At 66.1% G+C, this 22,682-nt stretch carries 17 protein-coding genes and 1 pseudogene; 9 read left to right on the forward strand and 9 right to left on the reverse strand.

All coding sequences use genetic code 11. The annotated features are described in order from the left end of the window. Positions 1-12: 12 nt before the first annotated feature. Positions 13-549: a flavoprotein gene (locus BJ970_RS17795; RefSeq protein ID WP_184727284.1), complete on the reverse strand. Its 537-nt coding sequence runs from the start codon at positions 547-549 to the stop codon at positions 13-15. Beyond that, on the reverse strand, positions 546-1,808 hold the full coding sequence (locus BJ970_RS17800) for a helix-turn-helix domain-containing protein (RefSeq protein ID WP_184727285.1): 1,263 nt from the start codon (positions 1,806-1,808) through the stop codon (positions 546-548). Before BJ970_RS17800 ends, BJ970_RS17795 begins: the two co-directional genes overlap by 4 nt. Before the next feature lie 686 nt (positions 1,809-2,494). Here BJ970_RS17800 and fxlM point away from each other — a divergent pair. The 6 genes from fxlM to BJ970_RS17830 all read left to right on the forward strand — a co-directional run bounded on the left by fxlM (position 2,495) and on the right by BJ970_RS17830 (position 9,805). Further along, complete coding sequence (gene fxlM / locus BJ970_RS17805) at positions 2,495-3,805, forward strand: methyltransferase, FxLD system (RefSeq protein WP_221467212.1); 1,311 nt, start codon at positions 2,495-2,497, stop codon at positions 3,803-3,805. Positions 3,806-3,820: 15 nt separating this feature from the next. Continuing rightward, complete coding sequence (locus BJ970_RS17810; protein WP_184727286.1) at positions 3,821-4,018, forward strand: FxLD family lanthipeptide; 198 nt, start codon at positions 3,821-3,823, stop codon at positions 4,016-4,018. Between the two features lie 74 nt (positions 4,019-4,092). Next, positions 4,093-7,176, forward strand: coding sequence for a lantibiotic dehydratase (locus BJ970_RS17815; RefSeq protein WP_184727287.1), 3,084 nt, complete (start codon positions 4,093-4,095; stop codon positions 7,174-7,176). 39 nt (positions 7,177-7,215) lie between these two features. Next, positions 7,216-8,418 carry a lanthionine synthetase C family protein gene (locus tag BJ970_RS17820; RefSeq protein ID WP_312864300.1) on the forward strand — a complete coding sequence of 401 codons (1,203 nt, stop codon included), beginning with the start codon at positions 7,216-7,218 and terminating at the stop codon, positions 8,416-8,418. Positions 8,419-8,483: 65 nt separating this feature from the next. Beyond that, on the forward strand, positions 8,484-9,515 hold the full coding sequence (locus tag BJ970_RS17825) for a thiopeptide-type bacteriocin biosynthesis protein (RefSeq protein ID WP_246470899.1): 1,032 nt from the start codon (positions 8,484-8,486) through the stop codon (positions 9,513-9,515). After that, a complete protein-coding gene (locus BJ970_RS17830; RefSeq protein ID WP_184727289.1) occupies positions 9,512-9,805 on the forward strand; it encodes a hypothetical protein in 294 nt (97 codons plus the stop codon). Before BJ970_RS17825 ends, BJ970_RS17830 begins: the two co-directional genes overlap by 4 nt. A 101-nt stretch (positions 9,806-9,906) precedes the next feature. Here BJ970_RS17830 and BJ970_RS17835 read toward each other — a convergent pair whose 3' ends face one another. From BJ970_RS17835 to BJ970_RS17855, 5 genes are all read right to left on the reverse strand, one after another. Next, positions 9,907-10,710, reverse strand: a complete 804-nt coding sequence (locus BJ970_RS17835; RefSeq protein ID WP_184727290.1) for a class I SAM-dependent methyltransferase — start codon at positions 10,708-10,710, stop codon at positions 9,907-9,909. Next, the gene (locus BJ970_RS17840; RefSeq protein ID WP_184727291.1) at positions 10,707-11,504 is read right to left on the reverse strand and encodes a hypothetical protein; all 798 of its coding nucleotides are present in this window, start codon (positions 11,502-11,504) and stop codon (positions 10,707-10,709) included. Before BJ970_RS17840 ends, BJ970_RS17835 begins: the two co-directional genes overlap by 4 nt. A 294-nt stretch (positions 11,505-11,798) precedes the next feature. Then, positions 11,799-12,164, reverse strand: coding sequence for a hypothetical protein (locus BJ970_RS17845; protein WP_221467213.1), 366 nt, complete (start codon positions 12,162-12,164; stop codon positions 11,799-11,801). A 339-nt stretch (positions 12,165-12,503) separates the two neighbouring features. Then, the gene (locus tag BJ970_RS17850) at positions 12,504-12,839 is read right to left on the reverse strand and encodes a hypothetical protein (RefSeq protein ID WP_184727293.1); all 336 of its coding nucleotides are present in this window, start codon (positions 12,837-12,839) and stop codon (positions 12,504-12,506) included. Positions 12,840-12,891: 52 nt separating this feature from the next. Next, entirely contained in the window at positions 12,892-13,236 is a 345-nt protein-coding gene (locus BJ970_RS17855) for a hypothetical protein (RefSeq protein WP_184727294.1), read from the reverse strand. Positions 13,237-14,133: 897 nt separating this feature from the next. On the opposite strand from BJ970_RS17855, the pseudogene BJ970_RS37955 reads away from it, so the two are divergent. Beyond that, positions 14,134-14,388, forward strand: a pseudogene (locus tag BJ970_RS37955) (HAD family hydrolase); the annotation flags it as partial. On the opposite strand, the gene BJ970_RS17860 reads toward BJ970_RS37955, so the two are convergent. Together BJ970_RS17860 and BJ970_RS17865 are read right to left on the reverse strand one after the other, a co-directional pair. Beyond that, the gene (locus BJ970_RS17860; RefSeq protein WP_312864301.1) at positions 14,379-15,305 is read right to left on the reverse strand and encodes a helix-turn-helix domain-containing protein; all 927 of its coding nucleotides are present in this window, start codon (positions 15,303-15,305) and stop codon (positions 14,379-14,381) included. The pseudogene BJ970_RS37955 and the gene BJ970_RS17860 sit on opposite strands and share 10 nt — an antisense overlap. 422 nt (positions 15,306-15,727) lie before the next feature. Beyond that, positions 15,728-20,164: a tetratricopeptide repeat protein gene (locus BJ970_RS17865; protein ID WP_184727296.1), complete on the reverse strand. Its 4,437-nt coding sequence runs from the start codon at positions 20,162-20,164 to the stop codon at positions 15,728-15,730. A gap of 108 nt (positions 20,165-20,272) precedes the next feature. Between BJ970_RS17865 and BJ970_RS17870 the strand changes: the two genes are divergently transcribed. Together BJ970_RS17870 and BJ970_RS17875 are read left to right on the forward strand one after the other, a co-directional pair. Then, positions 20,273-20,911 carry a hypothetical protein gene (locus tag BJ970_RS17870; protein ID WP_184727297.1) on the forward strand — a complete coding sequence of 213 codons (639 nt, stop codon included), beginning with the start codon at positions 20,273-20,275 and terminating at the stop codon, positions 20,909-20,911. Further along, positions 20,911-22,299: a DUF4407 domain-containing protein gene (locus BJ970_RS17875; RefSeq protein WP_184727298.1), complete on the forward strand. Its 1,389-nt coding sequence runs from the start codon at positions 20,911-20,913 to the stop codon at positions 22,297-22,299. The genes BJ970_RS17870 and BJ970_RS17875 overlap by 1 nt, the downstream gene beginning before the upstream one ends. The last annotated feature ends 383 nt before the right edge of the window (positions 22,300-22,682 follow it).

Here is a 22,682-nt window from a genome sequence, read left to right on the forward strand (position 1 = left end):
GACTTGATCAGTCTACGTAGGACTGTTGAGAGCACTGAGTACGGAGATGATCTCGGACCAGATAAAGGTTGCTAGTCCGTCGTCGGCTCTGGTTGTGACGGCATCGGGCTTCATCATGGATACCCCGATTGCCGTCAGTCGTGTGATGCTTTCCTGGTACGCGGGATGCTTGCGTAGCACGGACTTCACACAGGGGACGGCGATGATCGGGACATCGGTGCCGATCATTTCGTTGAGCACGCTGAGCGCCAGCGTGTCGCTGATTCCCGCGGCCCATTTGTTGATGGAGTTGAACGTCATCGGCGCAGCCACTACCGCGTCGGCTTGGGGCAGCGAATCCTGCTCACGAGGTGGACGAGGGTGTACTCGGATCAGGCAGCCTGTTCTGGCTGCGAGCCCGTTCAGGTCGATCCAGGTCGTCGCCGTGGGCGTGGCGATCATGACCACTGTCCAGCCCCCGGCGTGCAATGCGGTGATGAACTCCTCAATGCGCAAGACCGGAGGTGCGGCCGACACCACGAGGTACAGACACTGCGACGATGGACTCATGCGGCTACCCCCGTCCGCTGGGCGAGGCCGCGCAAGCCCGGCACTGTACAGCGGCGCTCACGAGCCAACAGTTCCTCGATGAGCGTGTGGGCTTTCGGGTTCGTACGCACTAATTCGGGGGCGACCCGCTCGGTATCCAGAAGGTGGATCACCGCCTCAGGGTCCTCACCAAGCCTTGCGTGCGCCCACGCGCTGTCGAGATGAAACTGGGCTTGGCGCCCGTGCAGGCCGATCGGCAGCCGGACGATGTCGATCTGTTGCGCCGTCGTCAGCGCGGCGTAGGGATCGCCCAGGGCAACCGCCACGGACAGTCGGTGGATCAGCGCGTTCGTCGGTCCAAATGCGGTCCAGCCGATGTTGCCGTCCGCGCCGAGGAGCCCTGCCAACTCCTCGGCGTGATCGAGCCGCCGAGTTGCCTCAGCGGAATCGCTGCGGCGAGCGGCGATGATCGCGCTGATCAATGTCAAGGCGCCCCGCCAGGTCATGCTCTGCGGATCGGTACCCCGTACGGCGTCGGCTGCTGACACGGCCGTCTGTTCGGCGTCGTCGAGGCGGCCGGCGCGCAGCAGAGCGCACGTCCGCTGGTAGGCGGCACCGGCTTGGCCGAACGTGTCCTCGGCGGCCTCTGCTGCTTCTCGGGCTTGCACTGCGGCTGTCCAGGCGCCGGCGGCGTCGCCAACCTTGGTTGCGAGTTTCGCTGCGGCGATGTGCAGGCTGCACTGCAGGACGAACGCTTCTCGCCTTGTCTTCGCGGTCGGCTCGAACACCAGCGCGTCGACAGTTGCCGTCACGGACGGGAGCAGTCGCGCAGCCTCGGCATACCGTGCAGCCTGATATGCCTGGTGTACCTCGGCCACCATCGTCGACGTATTCCTGACAGTGGGCGCGCCCCGTGGTGCCGCATGGCTATCGAGCAACGGGGAGTCGGGACGCCTGCCCGGCAACTGGTCAGCGACGGCCGCGCTGGTGAGAAGAACCGTATCGGCGATGGCCTCGCGCCGGCTGGCGAGCTGCTGGCCCGTCCCGGCAGTAGCAACGTCGTCAATCAGCGGCGATGGCTTTAGCAGCTTGTGCAACTCGTCTAGCGATACGTGGAGCACCCGTGCGAGGTCCGGGCGCCGCCAGGGCTGCGGAGTCCCTGTTCCGCGTTCCCAGCGGCCTACCGTCGATAGTTCGACACCCAACTCATGGGCCAGGGTCTCCTGGGTAAATCCCAGTGCCTCGCGACGAGCAGCGAGGGCATCCCGTCGTGTCGTCATGGTCCCTTCCCCTGATCACAGGAGCACCTACCATACCGACCCAGTACCTGGCCTGGGTCAGCCGTTGCTGGAGTCGGCAGCCTGACCGGTCCATCTTCTCCCAATCAGGGGGTAGGCCGGTCTTTTCCGCGCAGGTCGGCGGATCACCCCGGCCTAGTGGGTGCGCGCAACGCAGGAGCGGTCGAGCGTACGTCCTTGTCTATAGGATGGACCGATCGGGGGAAACGGTGCGGAAACCGCATGGCCGTTGTGGCACGTCATAGCCCTCGACGCCGCATAAACGCCTCATCGTCGCCTTTTTCGCGCACTGGACGCCGTCGTTGGCGGAGAGTTGACTGGCGGAGCCAACGCTAGGAGGAGCCACCTCTTGGTGTGGTTTGGTGATCGCGATCCGCTTTGTGTACGCCGCTGGGACATGGATGTCGGCACTGTCAACGAGTTCGGGGAGACTGACGTACTACCGCGAGGCACTGATTGGTGTGCTGCGGGAGCTGGCGGTGTGCAGGTGCAGCGTGTACCTGCGGCGTGCACATCGAAAGGCATTGCTGGCCGTGAAAGGTGTGAGCGCGGCGTACCTGTCGGCAGGGGTATCCGCGATGCGCCGATACGGTACGACGGCTCGTCGAGCGCCTCAGACGAGAAGCACTCACCTCCCCATTGCCCGGTAGGACGACAAGGAAAACCTCGTGACCGACACGAATACAGCTTCAAAAACGAACGGCGAGACCGCGAACTCCGATCGCGCCGCGCACATGCGCAGGCAGGTGGTAGACGAGCTGATCGCCGAAGGCACAATCGTGTCCGCGCCCGTCGAGACGGCGATGCGCAAGGTCCCTCGGGAGGTTTTCGCCCCGGGGGTGACCTTGGAAGACGTCTACCACGTCTACAACGGCGTGGTTACGAAGCGGGACGAGGCTGGCAACTCGATCAGCTCGATTTCCGCGCCGCAGCTTCAGGCGCACATGCTCGAACAAGCCGAGATCAGCCTCGGCATGAACGTGTTGGAGGTTGGTTCTGGAGGCTACAACGCCGCGCTGCTGGCCGAGCTTGTCGGTCCGTCTGGTCACGTGACCACAGTGGACATTGACGGCGACATCACAGATCGGGCGCGGCAACTGCTTGCCAAGGCGGACTATCCGCAGGTGAACGTCCTGCTCGCGGACGCCGAAGCCGGAGTGCCCGATCACGCTCCCTACGACCGAATTCTCGTGACTGCTGGCACTTGGGACGTCCCGGGGGCGTGGGTGGATCAGTTGGTCGAGGGCGGGTTGCTGTTGGTGCCGTTGTCGGTGCGTGGTCTGTCCCGCACAATCGCGTTCGAGAAGATCGCCAAAGGCCGGTTGATCAGTCGGTCGTCGAAGTCGTTCGGGTTCGTGCCGATTCGGGGCGCGGGCGAGCATGAGAGCACGCTGCTGGTAATGCGCGGCGGCGAAGTCACTGTACGCATCGACGATGAGTTCCCCGCCGGCTTCTCCGTCGACTGGCGCTGCGTGGAGTCCGCCCTCGACACGCCGCGGGTGGAGGTGTGGAGTGGGGCCACCATCGGACGATTCGAGCCGTGGGCGACCGCGCAGATGTGGCTTGCAACAGCCCTACCAGGCTTTTGCCGTGTTGTCGTGGATCGAGAGCGCAGCACGGGTCTGATCTCCCCACCTGGCCGACACACGGCCGCCGTTGCCGCTGTCTCCGCTGGCAGCTTGGCCTACGTCACCACCCGCGACACTGACGACAAGGATCGTGTGGAGTTCGGTGTGCACGCCTTCGGCCCGAACGCCGCTGAACTGGCCGAGGCAGTGGCCGAGCAGCTTCGCATCTGGGAACGGGACCACCGCGGGGGACCTGGTCCGCAGTTCCGGGTCTATCCGGCTGGCACTTCGGATGAGCAGATGCCCGAGGGCCGTGTCGTCGACAAGAAGAACGCGCGGATCACGATCTCCTGGCCGCACGCCGCGACCGCCGCGTGCGGCCAGGTTGTCCAGCACAACCCCACCAAGTAAGGAGAGGTATCCCATATGTCAGATTTCCGGCTCTCGGGTGGCACGGCACTGGCCGACCCGCCCGACCGAGGGGACGACGAGTTCGCGCTCGATGTGCGGCTCTTCGTGGCCTATGGCCCTGTCATGGGGGACTGCCCGACCGACGACGGCTGCGGCAACACCTGCGAAGGCGAAGCCAGCGCGTGTAACTCGTTCGCAGACGACCCGTCGTGACGCATTTTCCGTCTGCCGGTGCGCCGTGGGGCGCACCGGCAGTTTCCGGCGCCCGAGGCGTCGTGGGAGGCAACTTGGCATCCACATCATCGCCGGTGTACCGATGGGTTGGCGCGGCGTTGCTTCGTGCCAGCACCGATCCGGGTGGATTGGATCTACCCGAGGATCTGGACGTGTTCGGCGGCGACAAGACGCGGCAGGCGGTGGGTTGGCTGTCGGCGCTGTGGCAGCGTGCGGAGGTTCGTGCTGCGCTGGAAACAGCGAGCCCCGACTTGTCCCGGCAGGTTGACGACCTGGTGGTCTCCGGTAGCGGCGACGCCCGAACCGTTCGCCGAACAGTGATCTCGGTGCTCTCGTACGTGTTGCGTTGGCGAGGGCGTTGTACCCCGTTCGGTCTGTTCGCCGGGGTCGGCGTGGCCCGGATAGGGACCGAGACAAAGGTGCGATGGGGCGGCAAGCACCGAGTTGCGGTCCGGGCCGATGCGGGCTGGCTGGACGATGTCGTGGCCCGCCTCTACCAGTGCGGCGAGCTTCGGGAGCGGCTGTCCGTCGTCGCCAATGGGGCCGCGAGTCCCCGTGGCACCCGCGTCGTGGCACCAGGGCGGGCACCCGATGGCGCCGCTGAGGAATTGGCCCCGATCGAGGTGTCAGTACGGCACAGTCGTCCGGTTCGCACAGCGCTGGGCGCGGCCCGAGAACCTGTGAGGTTCGGTGAACTGCGCGCACTGCTCCTCAACCAGTTTCCCGGTGCGACCGCGCAAAAGATCGACGGATTGCTCGTAGGTCTTCTCAACCAGGGCTTGTTGATCAGCAACTTGTCCGCGCCGATGACCTGCCTAGATGCGCTGGGCCATACCTGCGCGCAGCTACAGGCAGCCCAGGCGCACGCGATCCCCGAAATCAAGGGCGTGGTGCGCGAGCTGGATGCCATTCACGGCCAGCTTTCGACGGTAAGTTCGGATACGCCGGTAGGGGCGGTAGCCGAGCGGATGAGGGCGTTAAGCAAGGCCACCGACGTCGCGCAGGTTGTCGATACGAGCGCGGACTGCGATGTTCGGATCCCGGAGTCGGTCGGTCAGGAAGCACGTGACGTCGTTGGTGTCCTGTTCCGGCTTTCCCCTTACCCGTGGGGCTACCCGGTGTGGAGGGACTACCACGACCGGTTCCGGGCACGCTACGGCGTCGGTGCGCTGGTACCGGTCTTGGAGCTTGTCGCTGACAGTGGGCTCGGGTTTCCGGCGGGCTATCTCAGCTCGGCACACGGGCGTGCGGCCCGCAAGCTGAGCGAACGTGACGAACGGTTACTCGCGTTGATCCAGAAGGCCACGGTGGACGGCGGCGGGGAAATCGTACTGACGGATCATGTGATCGAAGATCTGACTGCCGGTGAAAACACCGAGTTGGCCCACGTGCCCCCACGTGTTGAAGTCGCTGTGGAGATCCGCTCCGAATCGGTGGAAGCGTTGGCGCGCGGACGTTTCGCCTTGACGGTCACCGGTACACCGCGGCCCGGCAGCAGCATGACGGGCCGACACGTGCACCTGCTACCCGAGGAAGACCGGAACCTCATCGCCGAAACCTTCACCGCGACAGAGCCGGGCGTGGTCGCTGCCCAGTTGTCCTTCGCCCCACGTAAACGGCGCAACGAGAACGTTGCCCGCACTGAGCAACTTCTCCCCGATGTCATCTCGATCGCTGAGCATCGCGAACCGAGCGGACACGTGATCCCCGTAGCGGATCTCGCGGTCACCGCGGACGAACGCCGCTTCTACCTAGTCCAACCTTCTACAGGGCGGCGTGTCGAGCCGCGCGTCACGCACGCCTTGGAAGCCGGGCGCCACACCCCTCCGTTGGCACGGTTTCTCGCCGAGATCACAACGGCCCGCTCCACGGTCTACAAGGCGTTCCACTTCGGTGCCGCCGAGAGGCTTCCGTACCTTCCCCGAGTAAGCTACCGGCGAACCATCTTGTCTCCGGCACGGTGGCTGCTGTCGGCCCCGGACTTTTCCGACCGCAGCGCCTCGATGGCCGAATGGGAGGCCGCGCTCGACTCCTGGCGGACCAAGTGGCACATTCCCGAGCACGTGGCGCTGGTCGACCACGACCGGCGGCAACCCGTGGATCTCGGCCACCGGCTGCACAGGCGCTTGCTGCGGACCCGTCTGGACCGCGCTGGCGGCGTCGAACTCCGCGAAACAGCCGATCCTCGCGAGCTTGCGTGGCTGGGCCGCCCCCATGAACTCGTGATTCCCTTGGTGCAGGACAGGTCCGCCACCGCGGCCCGCTTGCCGAGCACGGATCCAGAACGTGTTGTCGCGGGCGACGCCCTGCATCTGCCCGGCAACTCGACGATCCTCTGCGCACAGCTCTACGGGAATCCGAGCCGGTTCGATGAGATTCTGACCGAGCACCTGCCTGCCTTGATCACGGCTTTCGGTGCGGAGACGCCGCGTTGGTGGTTCCGCCGCCATCGCCAGCTGCGCCACCCCGAGGTCGACCAGTACCTTGCCCTCTATCTGCATCTCGCTGAACCGTCCGTGTACGGCTCGGCAGCTGAACGGCTCTCCGAGTGGGCGAAGAAGCTGCGCGGAGACAAGTTGGTGTCGCACCTCGCGCTAGTCAGCCACGAACCCCAATTCGGGCGCTACGGCCACGGCCTCGCGATGGATCGCGCGCAGGACGTTTTTGCCGCCGACTCATCGGCAGCCATCGCCCAGATCAACACGGCGGTCCGGACGGGCGGGTCTTCCCAAACCCTGGCCGCCGCCAGCCTGGTGGACTTAGCGGTGCGGTTCACGGGCTCCGCGGACGCGGGCCTGAGCTGGCTGGTCCGCGAACTTCCGCAAGAACGCGGATGGCTGGACCCAGCTCTGCGTCACCGAGCGCTGGAGCTGGCCGATCCTGGCGGCGAGTGGACGACGGTGCGCTCGCTGCCCGACGGAACGGATGTCGTGGCCGCGTGGGAGACACGCGGTGCCGCGCTGGCTGCCTATCGAGAAGAGCTGGCCGAGCAGCGTGACCCACTGACCGTTCTGCCCTCACTCCTGCACGGGCACCACAACCGGGCCGTCAGCGTCGACACCGCCATCGAGCGCATCACGGGACGGCTCGCGCGTATCTGCGCGCTGCGCCATACCGCCCCGCGCAAGGGGAAATAATTGGCCACCTCAAGGCCTGCGACAGGCAACCTTGCCGAAGTGGCCGAGCGCTACGCCACCGAGCTGGCCACGCTCGAACCGCCACCCGAGGACAAGCCGTGGGTCCGGCAATCGCTGACCAAAGGCGCCGCCGGAATCGCCCTGCTGCACGTCGAGCGTGCCCACGCCGGATACGGAACCTGGCAGCAGGCACACCGCTGGATCAAGACCGCCGTCGCCCATCCCATCAGCGCCTTGGACACTGCCGGGCTCTACCAGGGTGCACCGGCGATCACGCTCATGTTGGACGCGGCGGCAACCGGCGCCGCAGGGCGCTACCGCAACGCCCTCGCTGATGTCGATGGGCATGTTGCAGCGCTCGCGCATCGCCGAGTCGACGCTGCGATGGCTCGCATGAAAGCCGGCGAGCTTCCGGGATTTCGCGAGTACGACGTGTTCTTCGGCTTGGCTGGGATCGGCGCGCTGCTGCTGCGCCGATCGCCGGGTAGCAGCGCGATGGGGCGCATCCTGGACTATCTCGTCGCCCTGACGAAGCCGCTCCAGATCGAGGACCAGGGTGTGCCGGGCTGGTGGGTCGGCCACGATCCGCACCGCCGGAATTCCGCTGCGTATCGAAGCGGACATGGCAATTTCGGGATGGCCCATGGAATCTGCGGTCCGCTGGCCTTGCTCAGCCAGGCGATGCGGCGCGGCGCGACTGTCGGCGGGCACCTGGACGCGATCATTACCATCTGCGATTGGCTTGATGCTTGGCGTCAGGACGCGGACGCCGGACCGTGGTGGCCGGAATGGATCACTCTCGACGAGCTGACCCGCGGCACTCCCAGCCAGCCGGGTCCGGCGCGCCCGAGTTGGTGTTACGGCACGCCCGGCATCGCGCGTGCAGTCCAGTTGGCCGCTATCGCCATCAGCGACGCACAGCGCCAACGGAGCTACGAAGAAGCATTGATCCGATGCCTGGATGACCCTGACCAGGAGAACCGGATCACAGACGGCGGCCTGTGCCACGGCTGGGCCGGCGTGTATCAGACCGCCTGGCGTGCCGCCCAGGACGCAGTCAGCCCAGAACTCGCCAGTCACCTGCCGCGCCTGGCCGCGTGCCTGACCTGCCAAGTCCACCTCACTACTGCGGCCAGGCCGGGGCTTTTGGAGGGCAAAGCCGGAACAGTCCTCGCCCTGCACACCGCCGTGCACGACGTCGCGCCGATCTCCGGATGGGATACATGCCTACTGATCGACTAGCACAGCCAACGTCAGCACACAGCAGCGCAGCGGACCCGCCTGCCGTCACGCAGAACACCGAAAACATGGAGCGCGCCGTGCTGGCGACGCTAACGGGCACACCCGCGGCCGAGGCCGCACGCGTTGAGCGCGTCGAGCCGACGGATCTCGCCGAAGCCGTCGAAATCTACCGACGGGCTGGACGGTACGCCCTCCAACAGCAGACGGCCTCGGACTGGTGGCAGCTATACATCCAGTTCACCGACTGGAAAAGTGCCGAACAGACCTTCACCAATCACATCGTGCCGGTCCTGCACCAGGCCGAAAACGACGCGCTTGTCACCGCATGGTGGTTCATGCGCAAACACCCCTGCTGGCGACTCCGGCTCCACCCCGGACCGGATGGTCAACAAATGAAACCACGCCTGGGCACGACACTCGATGAACTCGCCGCCAACAGCCGGATCGCGGCCTGGTGGCCCGGCATCTACGAGGCCGAAACCGCAGCGTTCGGTGGCGACATGGGCATGAGCCTCGCCCACGGCCTGTTCTCCGCAGACAGTCGCGCCATCGTGCATGTGCTCCGCGACGGCGACATCGCTCTCGGTCGCCGTGAGCTGTCGCTACTTTTGTGCAGCATCCTCATGCGCGCCCCCGGATTGGAATGGTACGAGCAAGGCGACGTCTGGGACCGGGTGTCCCAGGAACGACATTTTCCGGAAAACGTGCCGACCGCGAAGCTGACGGCGATGACGAACGATCTCAAGCAGTTGATGCTCGCCGACACATCTCCCGACGGGCCGTTGCTGGGCAAAAATAGCCCGCTAAACGCTACCTCCGAGTGGGCCGACGCCTTCCGCCGAACCGGCCAATCTCTCGGCGCCGCGGCCCGCGCGGGAACACTGCAACGCGGCCTCCGCGAAGTCCTGGCCTATTTGGTGATCTTCCATTGGAACCGCATCGGGCTGCCCGCTAGAACACAAAGCATCCTCGCCTGCGCAGCGCGTACCGCCATCCTCGGCCAGCCCGCAGCATCGGCAAGCAGGCCCGCAGCGAACCGACACATCGCGGCACCTCTGGTGCGGCCCGACGGCCCCGCCGGAGAATCCGCGAAGTGAGCCGCGACGCGATTCCCGCCGGTGCTCCAGGGCCGCCGCTACTGCGCGGACCTGGAAACCCCGAATTGATCGCAGCGGATCTCCCGCCTGGGGCAGACCTAGAGGACGTGGGCCTGCTGTACGCGGAGCCGATCGACGAGGCCGAGCGATCGGCTGATGCCTTCGCCGCCCCCGAAGTGCTCGACCACCCACCCCTGCCGGACACGCATGACATCTGCCCAAGCTCCCGCCCTGACCGCGCTCGTTTGAACGAGCCGGGCTCCGCAGCGGATCGAGTCGCTGGCCCATGACCTGAGGGACTCAGTGCGGACCGACGGCACCGTTTCGCACAAACCCTTGGTATCAAAGACAAAGACACGGACAGCTGCTGGTGTCCCCGGTAACAGTCACGTCACCGTGCGGTGCACAGGAGAATGCCGCCTCGGCAGTGGATATGGAAGGCGCCATCGCGCTCGATTAGCTCGTGGAGTCGCTGCCGCGCGCGGTCCAATGTCACGTCGAAAGGCACACCAACTGAGTCAGCCCACGCGCGGTAGGACGCCAGATGGGCAATCACGGGTTCCGGCTCCGTCACGGTGATCACACCGGGGAGCTCCACAACACGAACGTCGGCAAAGTACGTCCGCAGCAAATCCGGCGCGTCGTCCAGTGAGAATCCGCTACTCAACGAGATCCGTAGCGGTCTATGGTCTGTCCCGAGGACATCGGCTGCGGCGGAGCCCCAGAGATCGTCGAGTTCCCTCTTGTCGTCCCGGGCATTCGTCGACGCGATGACGACGCCTCCAGGCTTGAGGACTCGCGCAACTTCGGACAGAGCCGCGTTCAAATCAGTGACGTGATACAGCATGTGCATCGCGAGCACCGCAGCCGCACAGTCGTCCGCTGCGGGAAGTGCTGCGGCATCCGCAACGGCCACAGGCGGCCCCACGCCAGTCAGGATGCCTGCCGAAATGTCCATGCCAATGACGGTGAGATCGGGGCGTTGCGCCCGGATGCGCGTCACGTACTTGCCATTTCCGCACCCCACGTCGAGCACAACACCCACCTCGACTGGCAGATGGTCGAGCACGATGCCCGGCAAATCATGGCGCGGGCGCTGCCAGCCGTACAGAGACTGGCGCGCGGCGAGATGACGCTCGTCGCTGTAAGCGCTCTCTGCCAGGACTGCGCGGCTGGTAGTGTCGGGCCCCTTCACACTTGCACCGTAGCCGTAGCGTTCGGCAAGGCCGGCGGGGACGCACAGAAAGCCGTGATCGCTGACCGCAGCTGCCGCCCCTGTGCGGAGTTGGCGTATCGCGAATGATCGAGGCGTTGGCCAATGTCAGCGGCGCGCTTGACGACACTGGCGGTGCGTCGGATCGGTGGGACGGCCAACACTATTTCCAGATGGCCATGAAGGCCGTCCAAGTCGTCCTGCAAGAGGTAGGCGCTGCCGAGGTCTAGCCGAGCCGCGAGCATGTCCCCCGACGAGCGATCAGTTGGCGCCGCTGCTTCATAGAGCTCCAACGCCTGCGACGACTCACGCGCAGCCCTGGCCGCTGATGCTCGATCGCCAAGGGCGAGCAGTGTGGTTCCGGCATAGACGGCTTGTTTTGCCCTTGGGAACGTCAACAGGCCCGCGTCGTCATCGACGACGATGGAGCGTGCTCGATCAGCGCGATCAAGTGCTGCCAGCGCGTTATTTTTGTCTCCCAGTGCCGCACACGCCCGTGCCTCCAGGCTCGGCAGTCGAGCTGCAACTGAACCCTGGGCACAGTGGCGGGCACCGTCGCGGGCGAATTCCACGGCATCAGCCAGATGGCCATCCCAGTAGGAAATCAGGCTCTGAAGGCCACGAACCCACGCGCGCATTCCGTTGTGCCCAGCCAAGTCTGCGCACAGAAAAGCAGTTCCAGCATGTGTGTGCGCCTCACGATAGTGCCCAAGATCCAGACAAAGGTGCGCTTGGAGACCGGTCACCCGGCTCGCCTCCAGATACAGCTGCCGCATTTGGTGTGGGAACCGATTGCTCCACGGGGTCGTAGAGACCCACAGCTTCCGGAACACTGACGAAGCCATCGCCCCCCGGTTTCGTACGGAGGACTATCCCGACGGCGCCCGCTCTGGCAGCAGCCAATCGGTCAGACGTCGAAGACTGTTTCCGTGCGTGGCAACGAGTGAGGACGGCAAGCGGATGAAGATTTTTTGGGGGCTGTTCTGTCCCGGTGGCGAGTGCGCGTAGGCGGGGCCGGCCCGCCGCCGGTGTGGGAGGGGAAGTGCAGCGGCGGCGGGCCGGAGTTTGAATCAGCGGACGGGTTGTCGGTTCAGATCGGCGACACTGCCGGTGCGGAGTTCCAGCGGCTCTTCATATGTGGTGGCGTTTCGGCATACCTCGCAGGGCGCGCCGCCGCCTTGGTACATCACGAATGCTAGCGGGAGCATTTCGCGGCAGGCGCTTACGTGGTACTCCGCAACTTCGGCAGGGGTCTGGGATTCGGATTCGATGGTTTGGATGAATCCGCCTTCGGAGGCAAAGGCGTGGCTGAGGGCGTCGAGCCCGGACTGCCGCCAGGTGTATTCGTTCATGGCGATGCTTTCTGGTCGTGCTGCCCCCGGGGCAGCGTCTTCTTCTTGGGTGGGCGAGCGGTCCCCGGTAGCGTCTGAGCTCACGCTGGGCACCAGCGGGGGATGGCCCTGGGGGTCCGCGACGTGGAGGTGTCCGGACGGCATCTGCCGTGCACCGGTTGTCCTTCTTCGCATGGCAGATCTCGATCAGTGTCAGGACGCGTGCCGGGAAAGTCAGCAAGAGCAACCCGGCAGAGTCTGTTGAGAAGTAAAGGTTTCCTCGAATTGATGCGGCGTATGGGGCCGTGGTCGCGGGCACATACGCCGGTCCTTTCCAGAGGTATCGGCACCCGCTGGGGGGCGTCCGCGACGACACGAAGCGCTGCGGTAGCTGACGGGGCTCAGCGTTGCAACCAGCACCGACCGGCTCCGGAGGTTCGGAACTCATGAGGCGATCCCTTCCGCAGTGCTCAACTGGCCGGTCATGGTGCCGAACCCGCGGTTTGCCACAGCGGAGGGCGCTGGGAGCGGCAGCCGTTGGGCATCCGCGGGGTGGGCACGTGCACAGTCCTGGCACTTTGTCGGAGTCCGTGCGGAGAAGTTCTCGGCGTTGGACGGAAACGCTGGTGAGTTGCATGCTGACCAGTAAGCGACCCGGCCACGGACGGCAATTGGCCGGGCACCGGCGAAGATCCGGTGCTCAAGGTTGCGGAATACGCCCACACCGACCATGTCGTGCTGCGCCGGGCGCAGCCCGGTCTCGGCGCCAACACCGGCCATCAGACGGCCCTCCCATGCTCGCGCAGAACGGAGACCTCCAGTAGCGACACGGTCATCGCGCACCACCCCGGGACTCCTGCGGGCGCGCTGCGTGCCACATGCCGCCCAGTTCGTTGAGGCGATCCAGCCACGGAAAGCCCGACTCCTTGACCCCATCCGAACCGTGCTCGCGCCGGTGCAAAACCGTGAACTCCTGGCTGACACGGTCACGGAAAACATGCACGACCTCGCCACGGGCACGCTTGCGCTGCATCGCGTACTCCAGCTGCGGATGCACCTCCCGAACGAAGTCCAGGAACCCGGGCTCTTCCAGCGGAGGCAGATGCGCGGGACGTTCCTTCACATTGTCGTCGTCGGTCAGCAATAGCAGCGGCACGACTGCGTGTGCAGGGCTCACCGTCATAGGGGGATCACGTCCTCGACTAGGTTGGTTGATCATTCGTCCACTAAGGATTGCTGAGGCTTGCACGTGTCGAGCTGCTTTGGGTCGTCGGATCCCCGTTGAAACACCTGCGGCCGACTCCCGAGTTCAGCCAGTGCTGGGGCCGAGTCCATCTGCTGCGGCGAGATCGAGGAAGGCCAGTGTTCCTGGAGTGCTCGCCGCCAGCGGGCATCGCAACGTTCCCGCCAGCGGTCCAACGCTGCTCGCAGGCGCCGGATCATGACGGACTCCCCGCACTCGTCACCGGACCTGGAAAGCAGGACGCGGCTATGCTGAGCATGCCGTCAGCGACGGAGGCGAGGCGACGTGCACAGCGCGTCTCGGTGTCTGATCGGCGAACGCGAGCGAGGCGAGCGTGTCGGCGAGGCAGTCCCGGCAGAAAGCGGTGATCTCCTCAGCGTCGCCGCGTCGAGGCTGCCGGACCCGGCGCTTTGCGGCTTGTCGGATTTCGTCGATGCGGGGTCGGTGCACGTCGATCTCACAACGCCTAGTAAATGATCCCCGTGATGCGTGGACCAGAGCATCGATGGAGCATCCATGCGGCGTTGGGAGAGCAAGGAAATCTGTGGCTTGTCTTGCGGGCGCAACGCTGAGCGAAACAAGCTTCGCAATAGTGCCCTGCGGACCAAATTTTGTGGAAGCTACGCTGAGTGCGGCAATCTACCTCGGGCGCACGTGGTGAATGGCAGGGGCTGCCATGTCTACGCTACGAGCAACGCGCGCTATCGACTGAGGGCAGCGAACGTGGGGCGTACCCTCGGACGGAACCTAGCCACGTCATGCCGACTGACCTCGCAACTGCCGACGCGTGAGCTGGAGATGACCAAATACGAACGTATACAAGGAGGGCTGATGATCCGCTCGGTCGTCTTTGACGTGGGTGAGACCCTGTTAGACGACACCAGTGAGTGGGGGCGGTGGGCAGACTGGATCGGCGTTCCTCGGCATACCTTTTCCGCCGTTCTGGGGGCGGTCACCGCGTCCGGTCGGGACAACGCCGAGACCTTCCAGTACTTCCGCCCGGGGTTTGACCTCTCCCAAGAGCGTCGCCGCCGCGAGCTCGCCGGTGCTGGTGAGCAGATCGATGAGCACGATCTCTATCCGGACGACATGAGCCGGCCCGCCGCAAGCTGGCCGTTTGCGAAGAAAGTCTCGGCACGCACATACCTCGTCGCGGCAACCGCCAACGGGTCTTCTGATAGTTCGGCCGCCCACCGCATCACCCCGATGATCCGTCCGGAAAGGTCGTAGAAGCCGAACTTGTCAGCGATCGCGTCTGCGGCGCGGTACGCCTGTATCAGCAGTCGTGCCGCATTAGTGCGTTCGAGCCCGTCGTGCAGGAACAGTGCACGCGTCAGTTCCGGTACCAGGTCAGGCAACTTTCTGAGCAGCTTTGTGTAATCCGAGTTCAGGCGCGCCTTCACGATCGCCTCAGCTTCACGCCGAAGCTCCGGCAGCGGGCGTGTCGGCCCGTCAGTTGGCAAGTCGTACACATCAACCAGACGGCGCAATGCCGCGATCCCCGGCGCCTGCTCATGATTGATAGCCGTTGTGCTCAGAGCTGGCAGGGCGACAGGTGCCGCGTCTGCCGCCTCGCTCCTTCGTTGTTGTTCGTCAGGTTGATGATCGGAACTCAGAGGCAGCAACTCTTCCAGCTCAGCTGGGGAAACGTCCAGTGCGGACGCTAGGCCGGGACGCTGCCACGGCTGAGGCTGGACCAGTCCTCGTTCCCACCTGCCGACGGTGGATCGCTCAACCTGAAGAAATTCGGCCAGAGACTCCTGCGTAAAACCCCGCGCGGTGCGTCGCTGGATAACCGCGGTACGACGTGTGGCCATGTGACTACTCCCCGAGACAGCCTGGACAATATCGCAACCTGAAGCGCACGCTGCACGCGAGTCGAGTCGATGCCGCACGAATGCCTCATAAGGGCTTCCTGAATGCTCTGACACAGCACCGCCTGAACAAAGCCCGCCGGTTCGCCGCCCTGCTGGATGAGCATCCGCGTCTATTGGCGACAGCATGTGCGGCAGCGGGCGACCTTGAGGGCTATCAAGATGCGGCCGGCACCACACCTTGTTGGAGCGCTCTCAGGCCGATCCGGACCGGCCGCGCTTCCTCGGCTCTTTTCTGACATCTCAGCTGGCGGCCGAATCTGGGCAAGCGTTGGTGGACCTCGCACGCAACTCCGCTCTTGCCTCGCAGCAGCGACGTCGCCTCCGCGCCGAGGCGATATCGGCGCTCAAGCCGCTCAGCACCGCAGCACCCATAGCCACGTCACGCCGAACTGGCCTCGCAACTGCCGACGCGTGAGCTCTCCGCGTAGACGCGCACCTGTCGGGGTCGAACTGCGAGAACCCGATGAGTGTGAGGAGGTTTTTGCTGATCCGAACTGACATCAAAAAACTTGTTGATGTCAACGCGAAGGCGTCAGGATCACGAAGTGCTAGAGGTTGGTCAGGGATTCGTGGGTTGTGTGGGTGGTTGGGTGTTGTGGGCCCAGGCGGTGGGTTCTTACCTGGAGTGCCGTGGTTAGCTCGCGTTGGGCGGTGGCTTGGTCACTGGTTTCCTTGGCGAGCATGCCCAGGTGATGGCGGGTGGTGGCCACGTCGGGGTGGTGGGCTCCGCGACGCCGTAATTGGGCGTTGAGCACGGAACGCAGTTCCGGCAATCCGCTGGCTACGCCGAGATCCGCACGGATTGCCGCTAGTGTCGCCCTCGCCGACAGCGCGTGGGGGTGTTCGGCGCCAAGTAGGGTGGCACATTCCTCGACCGCCTGTCGCGCATGTTTTTCGGCCACGGCCAGGTCGCCGATTCGGTGGAAGGCCACGGCGAGTGCGTGTCGCAGCAGCGTTTTCTCTCGATCGGGTAGGGACGAGTGGTGCTGGCGGGCGGCCAGTGTTTCGTCCAGTTCCGCTACGGCACCTGTCAGCGCACCCCGGCGCAGCGACAGTTCGGCGCTGCCTCGGCGCATTCGCAGCGCCAGCTCGTGCTCTGCTCCGACTTCGGTGACGACCGCGCGGTACACGCGATCGATCTGCTCGGGCAACTCGTCGCCGCCGTCGTCCGGTCGCGCGACCGTCGCATCCACCAGGTATCGCAACCGTTGTGCCGGCTCGGCTCTGGGGGCAGCCCTGCGGTGCAGCGCGAGCGCCGCGCACATCTGCGCGTGTGCTGCGGCGGGGAATCCCTGGTCGTCGAGCGCCAGTGCGTACTGGCGTCGGACGCCCGCGCGTTCCGGGTCGGTCAGGCCCGGCTGAGTCAGGTATTGCGCCAGAACCGCGGTCAGGCGCGCGTCTTCCCGTTGTGTAGTGCAGCGTTCGCGGTGGATGCCCACCAGGTGAGCATCCACCGCGAGCCAAACGTCCTTAGTGGACAAGAGGGGTATCAGGACGCGCTCGGCTTCCGCCAGCCTGCCCTGTGCGCGGAGTGCGTCGGCCACATCGAACGGATCCGGTTCGCCTTGACGGGCCTGGGTTGGCCGCGCGGACGGCGCGGGTTGCGGGGAGGCATCGGGCGGCGTCATGTCGCGCTCGGAAATCCGGACGCGCGGCACGTCCGGATCATCGGATTCTGTCGCAGCAGGGGACGGCCCGGGGCGGGGTTGTGTCCCGGCGAGATAGCCACGCCACGAGTCGGCGGATTCCAGACCGGGTGCATCCGCCGGCGGGGCTTCCTCGGGTTCGGCGGGTGTGGCCGTGCCTCCTGCTGGCTTGGCCTGCGCCTGCAGTTCGGCGGAAACCGCGGACAGCGCGCTTCGTACCCGATCGGCCAGCGGCCCGTCCTGACCGGACAGATCCGCCTGCGCGAGTTGCAGGTACCGTTCGGCTTCCGTCAACCTGCCTGCCTCGTGCAGCACTTCGCCGAGGTCGGCCCACACCTCGGTGAGGTTGCCGTCCTGTTCGCCGAGCCCGTCCAGCACGCTCAGAAGTAGCCGCGCGGCTTCGTCGTACTCGCCGCGGTCCCTGAGGACGCTGCCGAGTATCCACCGCACCACGAGGATGTCGTACTCGTGGCCCTCCGGCAGCCGGTCCAGCGTGCCGAGCACCGCGCGCAGGTCCCGCTCGGCCTCGGCGGCCCGCCCCTCCTGCCACCGAACCAGCGCCAGCATGACCTGCGCCGCCAGCGCGTCGTTGGAGTCGGGTTCCGTGCGGTCCAACGACTCGACCAGCGGCAGCAACTCCCGTTCGGACTCCTCGTACCGTTCCAGCTCGCTGAGCACCTGCGCCAGCGTCGTCCTGGTCGCCCTGGCGTCCTTGTGATCGGGGCCATGCAACCGCAGCGACGTGTCGAGCGACTCGCGAAGCAGGCGCACGCTTTCCTCAAGACCGCCGTTGCGGAAGCTGATGTTGGCCAGCGCGTACCGCACTACCGCCGTCTGCGGGTGATCAGAGCCGATGGTTCGCAGTTGCGCGGCCAGCAGGTCGCGCAACTCCGCTTCCGCTCTCGGGTTGTCCTGGTCGGCCTCGACGAGCAACTGCGCATAGATCAACCGAGTGTTCAAGGTCGCGACGTGGTCAGGACCGAGCATGGCGCTCTGCCGGTCGAGCAGGTCCCGGACGGCGACCTCGGCGCCGTCCGTGTCGTACCGGCTGCGTTGGATCGCCGCGCTGAGCCGAATCGCCAGGACCACCGGGTTGTCCTCGCCCATGGTCCCGGCCATGGCGGCGGACACCTCGTTGAGCCGGAGCTCGGTGGTCCGCGGGTCGGCGTCGGCCACGGAGTGCAGCGTCCGGTCGTTGATCAGCGCGGCGAGCCCGAGCAGGGCCAGCGGGTGTTCCGGGTTGAGCGCGTCGCGCTGGATGCGCAGCAACTGGCTCAACTGGTCGTGCGCCCCGCCCTCGTCGCGAAGCAGGTTGAGCACCGCCACCAGCTCCATCCGCACGGCGAGGGTGAGCGGGCTTTCCGGGCCGTGCACCCGTTCCTGTGCCCGCAACACCGCGCGCAGCTCGTCGCGGGCCGCCACCAGACGCCCCTGGCCTGCCCAGATGTCGGCGAGCACGATCCTGGTGTTCAGCAGCTCCGGATGATCGGGGTCGTCGGCGAAGAGTTCGCGCTCCGCGGCCAGCACGGCGGTGATCTCGCGTTCGGCCACCTCGAACTGCCCCCTGGTGCTCATCAGTTGCCCGAAGCCGAACCGGGTGGCGATCTCTCGATCCACGCCGATTCCCCGCTCGTGATCCGCGAGCAGTTCGCGATAGATCTCCTCGGCTTCGTCGAGCTGATCGGTGGAGGCGACGGCAGCCGCGAGTTGCTGGCGGACGACGATCAGGAACACCTCGTCCGGCGGCAGTGCTTCGCGGGCGTCATTGAGCAGCGCGCGCAGCTCGTCGCGCACCACGGAACTGCCCTGGGCCTGGTTCACCACCGCAGCGGCCAGTCGCGCCGCGAACCGCACCGGATGGCGCGGTTCCAGCTCCGCGGCCCGGTCAAGAGCCAACGTGCTCATCTGATGCGCCGCAGGCAGGGCTCCGGTCCGCACCAGGTATCCGGCGCAAATGCTGCCATGCCCCACCGCATCTGCCAGCGGTTCGGTGAGGCGCGCCGGCAGTCCCTTCAGCACCGCCTCGTACACGGCGGGCATCGTCCGCCATCTCTCCCACCTCGCGGGATCAGCCGACCGAGGCGATGCGTTGTCCAGCAACCGGATCGCGGCGGTCCAGATCTCGTCACCGCGTGGCGACTCGTCTCGCGTGGTCGCGATCACCTCCGCGAGTAGCGGGTGCAAAGCGAGCTGACTGATCGGGTCGCCGCCACCGTCATCGAGATCGATCCGGTCCACCAGCGCCGACGCGATCAAGCTCGTCAACACGTGATCGAATAGATAGGTTTCGGTCAGTTCGCGGCCGCAATCCACGGGTGTGCCGCGAAGTTGTTCGGCGACCAGCAGGTCGACCGAAATCGGATGCGGCGCACCGTAGCAGGCCAGCAACTCCAGCAGCGGGCGCGCCGGCCGCAGATCGCGGTCCTCCAGCAACGTCAACGACAATTCCCAGGTCAGGCGGATGGACCGGCGGGCCGACTCCTCGTCGGACAGGGTGGCCGGCGTGGGTTCGCCGGCGTCGAGCAGTTCGAGGTTGCTCTGCACCGCTTCGCGATACGCGGCGAAGGTTCGGTGCCGCAGCGGTCGGTTGGCGAGGTAGTGGCCCGCGAGCCGCAGGGCGAGCGGCAGTCCGCCGAGCCGGGTGGCGAGCCGTCGCGCGTCTTCCTCCGGCCCGGCATCGGGGGCCAGTTCGCACAGCACCGCAGCGCCTTGCCCATCGTCGAGGCAATCGACCCGGCAAAGCACGGCATCGTCGCCCCACGTCCGCGGGTCACCGTGCCGAGAGGTGACCACGACCAGCCCGGCACGGCTGGCGCGAATCCATCCGGTGCCGTCGAACCGCGTTCCGGACGAGCTGCGCAGGCCGGGTTGGTCGACGTCGTCGACATCGTCGAAGACCAGCAACCACGGCTCGGTCACGCGCTCAAGCGATTCCCATACCTCGTCCGGCGAGGGGTTGCGCTGGTCGAGATCGACACCCCGGTGCGCGGCGACCGCATACATGGACTGCGCGACGTTGCCGTTGCGGATCCAGTAGACGTTCCGGCCCTGGTTGTTCGCCTCCCCGGCCAGCCACAACGCCAACGAACTCTTGCCGCCCCCCGCGATGCCGTGCAGAACACGGATTCTGCGATCCGGCGAGCCCAAAGCCGAGACCAGTCGCGGCTTGATGTCGTCGCGGCCGTGAATTCTCTTCGGCAACAACGCAAGCGGCGGCTCAAGGGAAGGGGGATGATGTTCCCGGGTGCGGGGGTCGCGGCCCGCTTGACCGCCCTTCAGCGAGACCGGAGCGTCCTGCAGAACGCCGTCATGGGGGCCTCGGCCACCAGCGTCACTCATCCGCACCTCGTTTCGGTGCCCGGTATCTCGCCGAAAACCGGGACGGGCCTCGCTCGGTCAGGATAACGTTGGCGATATTGCGGACTGCGGCGTTTTTTCGGGGGTGGCATGACCTCATCAGCATCACGGTTGCCCGGATTCGCCGGTCACGCCGCCGTCATTACCTTGTTCGAAGTCGATCGCGCCGCCGTCCTGGCCGGCGAGCAGGTGACCGTGCGGTGGCGGACGGAGCACGCGGGGACGATTCGAATCACGCCGCCGGACGGGTTCCCGATCGATCTGGACGCCGGCAGCGGATCCGGCTCCCACCAGTTCGTTGCGGCCAGGACCGGCATGATCAGGGCGATGGCCTATGGACGGGCTGGTCCGCCTGCCGAGGCCGGTTGTCCGATAGCGGTATTCGAACTCCCCGCGCTGGTGCCCGTGCCCGTTCCCGAGCCGAGCGAGGCCTCGATGCCGGTATTCGCCCGGACACCGCTTCCGTTCTTGGACCGCTCCGCCCTCGGTTCGGCGCTCCTGACCGCCTCGTCGGGGCACCGGTCGTTGGCGATTTCTCCCGCCGGGCGGGGCGAGGGCCGACCGGCTTGGACGACGACGCCGGCGCGGTTTCTGTCGGTCATGCCGAGCAGGTCGCCCGGGCGCCCGGCCCGGCCCATTGACCTTCGCGCCGTTTTCGTTCGCTGGATCGGCGGATGGCAGGTGATGCGCCGACGGAACGGCCCGATGCGCCAAGGAGAGCAGCGGTAATGGCCGGACGGTGGCTGGTGCGTCTGGCCGGTGCCCGGGACGACGTGCTGGCGATGACACCGGTCGACCGCTTCCGGTACATCGCCATCGGCGGCGTCCTGGTGACCACGGCCGCGATCGCCGGGGTTTCGGCGACTTTCGCGCTGATCATGGCGGTGCGCCTGCCGGTGCCGGCGGCGATCCTCGCCGGTATCGGGTGGGCCGTGGTGATCCTCAACCTGGACCGGTTGCTGACTCTCGGGATGACCCGTCGCGGCGGCTGGTGGCGCAACGTCGCTGCCGCGTTGCCGCGGCTCGCGTTGGCCCTCCTGCTCGGTGCGATCATCTCCACGCCACTGGTGCTGCAGATCTTCCAGTCGGAGATCAACGCACAGTTGGAGGTGCAGCACAACCAGCGTTCCGCGGAGTTCCAGGAACAGTTGGACACCAACCCGAAATTCGCGGCCATTCCCGGTCTCGAACGGCAACTCGCCGCACTGCACGCCGCGGCCGACCGGAGCCCGGCCGCCATTGCCGCCGACGATCCGGCTGTCCGGGACGCGCAGCAGCAGGTCGACCGGGCGGCTGCGGCATACGCTTCCGCGCAACGCGACGCCCTGAATGAGATCGACGGCACCGGTGGCACCGGCGTGCCCGGCGTCGGAGACTCGGCCCGGGAGAAGCTGAAGGCGGCCGAGGTCGCACGGCAGAACTACCAGAACGCCGTGGCCGCGCTGGACGCGGCACGGGTGAAAGCGGAAAGCGCGGCAAGCAATGCCTCGGCAACGGCCGACAGCCAAGCCAAGCAGGTTCAGCAACAACTCGACAGGGCACGGGCGGAGCGGGCCAATGCCCAGGCCGAGTACGAAGCGACCGAGGCGAACGACACCGGGCTGCTGGCCCGGATCGAGGCGTTGGACGCGCTCGGCGACAACCGGCCGAGCCTGGGTCTCGCCCAGCTCATGCTGTTCCTGCTGTTCATGTCCATCGAGTTGCTGCCGGTGCTGGTCAAACTCCTGCAACTCAGCGGTCCGCCGTCGGTGTACGAGCAGCTCATCGACGAGATGGAGCGACAGGCTCGAAGCGAGTTCGCCAGAACGACCGCGCGCCAGGCCAGCATCGACGACAGCCGCGCCGAGTACGAGGCCGAGCTCGAATACGATCAAGCTCGCCGCCAGTACGAGGCCGGCCTGCGTGCGAACGAGTTGCTCGTCGCCGAGCAGTCGGCCATCGCCGAGCGGGCGATTCGCCAGTGGGCCGAGCAGGCCCGGCGACACAGCGAGCGGGACTTGACCGAGTGGTTCAGGCAAAACGATCCGTGCCGCGGCGACCGAGACGGTGTGCCCCGCGGCAGTGACCATCCGACCGACGGGACGGTGCCGTTCAACACTCGACTTCCGGAATTCTGATCGGCGGCAAAAGGTGGGACGAGACGGCCAGCGCGGCGGAGCGGGCGACTCTCCTGAATAGCCACTGTGGATTGATCGAGGTGGGCTATATCTCAGAACCGCCGATTTCGCGCGAAAACGCCACGCGCCCGCGAACAGCCCTGGCTCGAAAGGCGTCGTCTGCCGAACCGGATTTCCCGGAGGTGTCGGAAATCACGATCCAGAAATCAAGCGGGGCGGCCGAGTTCCCCTTCTCTCGATTTCCCGTTGGTTGAACGTGCATAGTCGTTGCGTGTGCGGGGTGTCCGGTTTACCGAGGCGGTGCGGCTGGCTCATACTACGGTGCGGTGGTCGTTTCGGCCTAGTCCGAGTGTGAGCTGAGTGGGTGTTCTTGCGTGTCTGTG

Source organism: Saccharopolyspora phatthalungensis (assembly GCF_014203395.1).
Classification (GTDB): Bacteria; Actinomycetota; Actinomycetes; order Mycobacteriales; family Pseudonocardiaceae; genus Saccharopolyspora; species Saccharopolyspora phatthalungensis.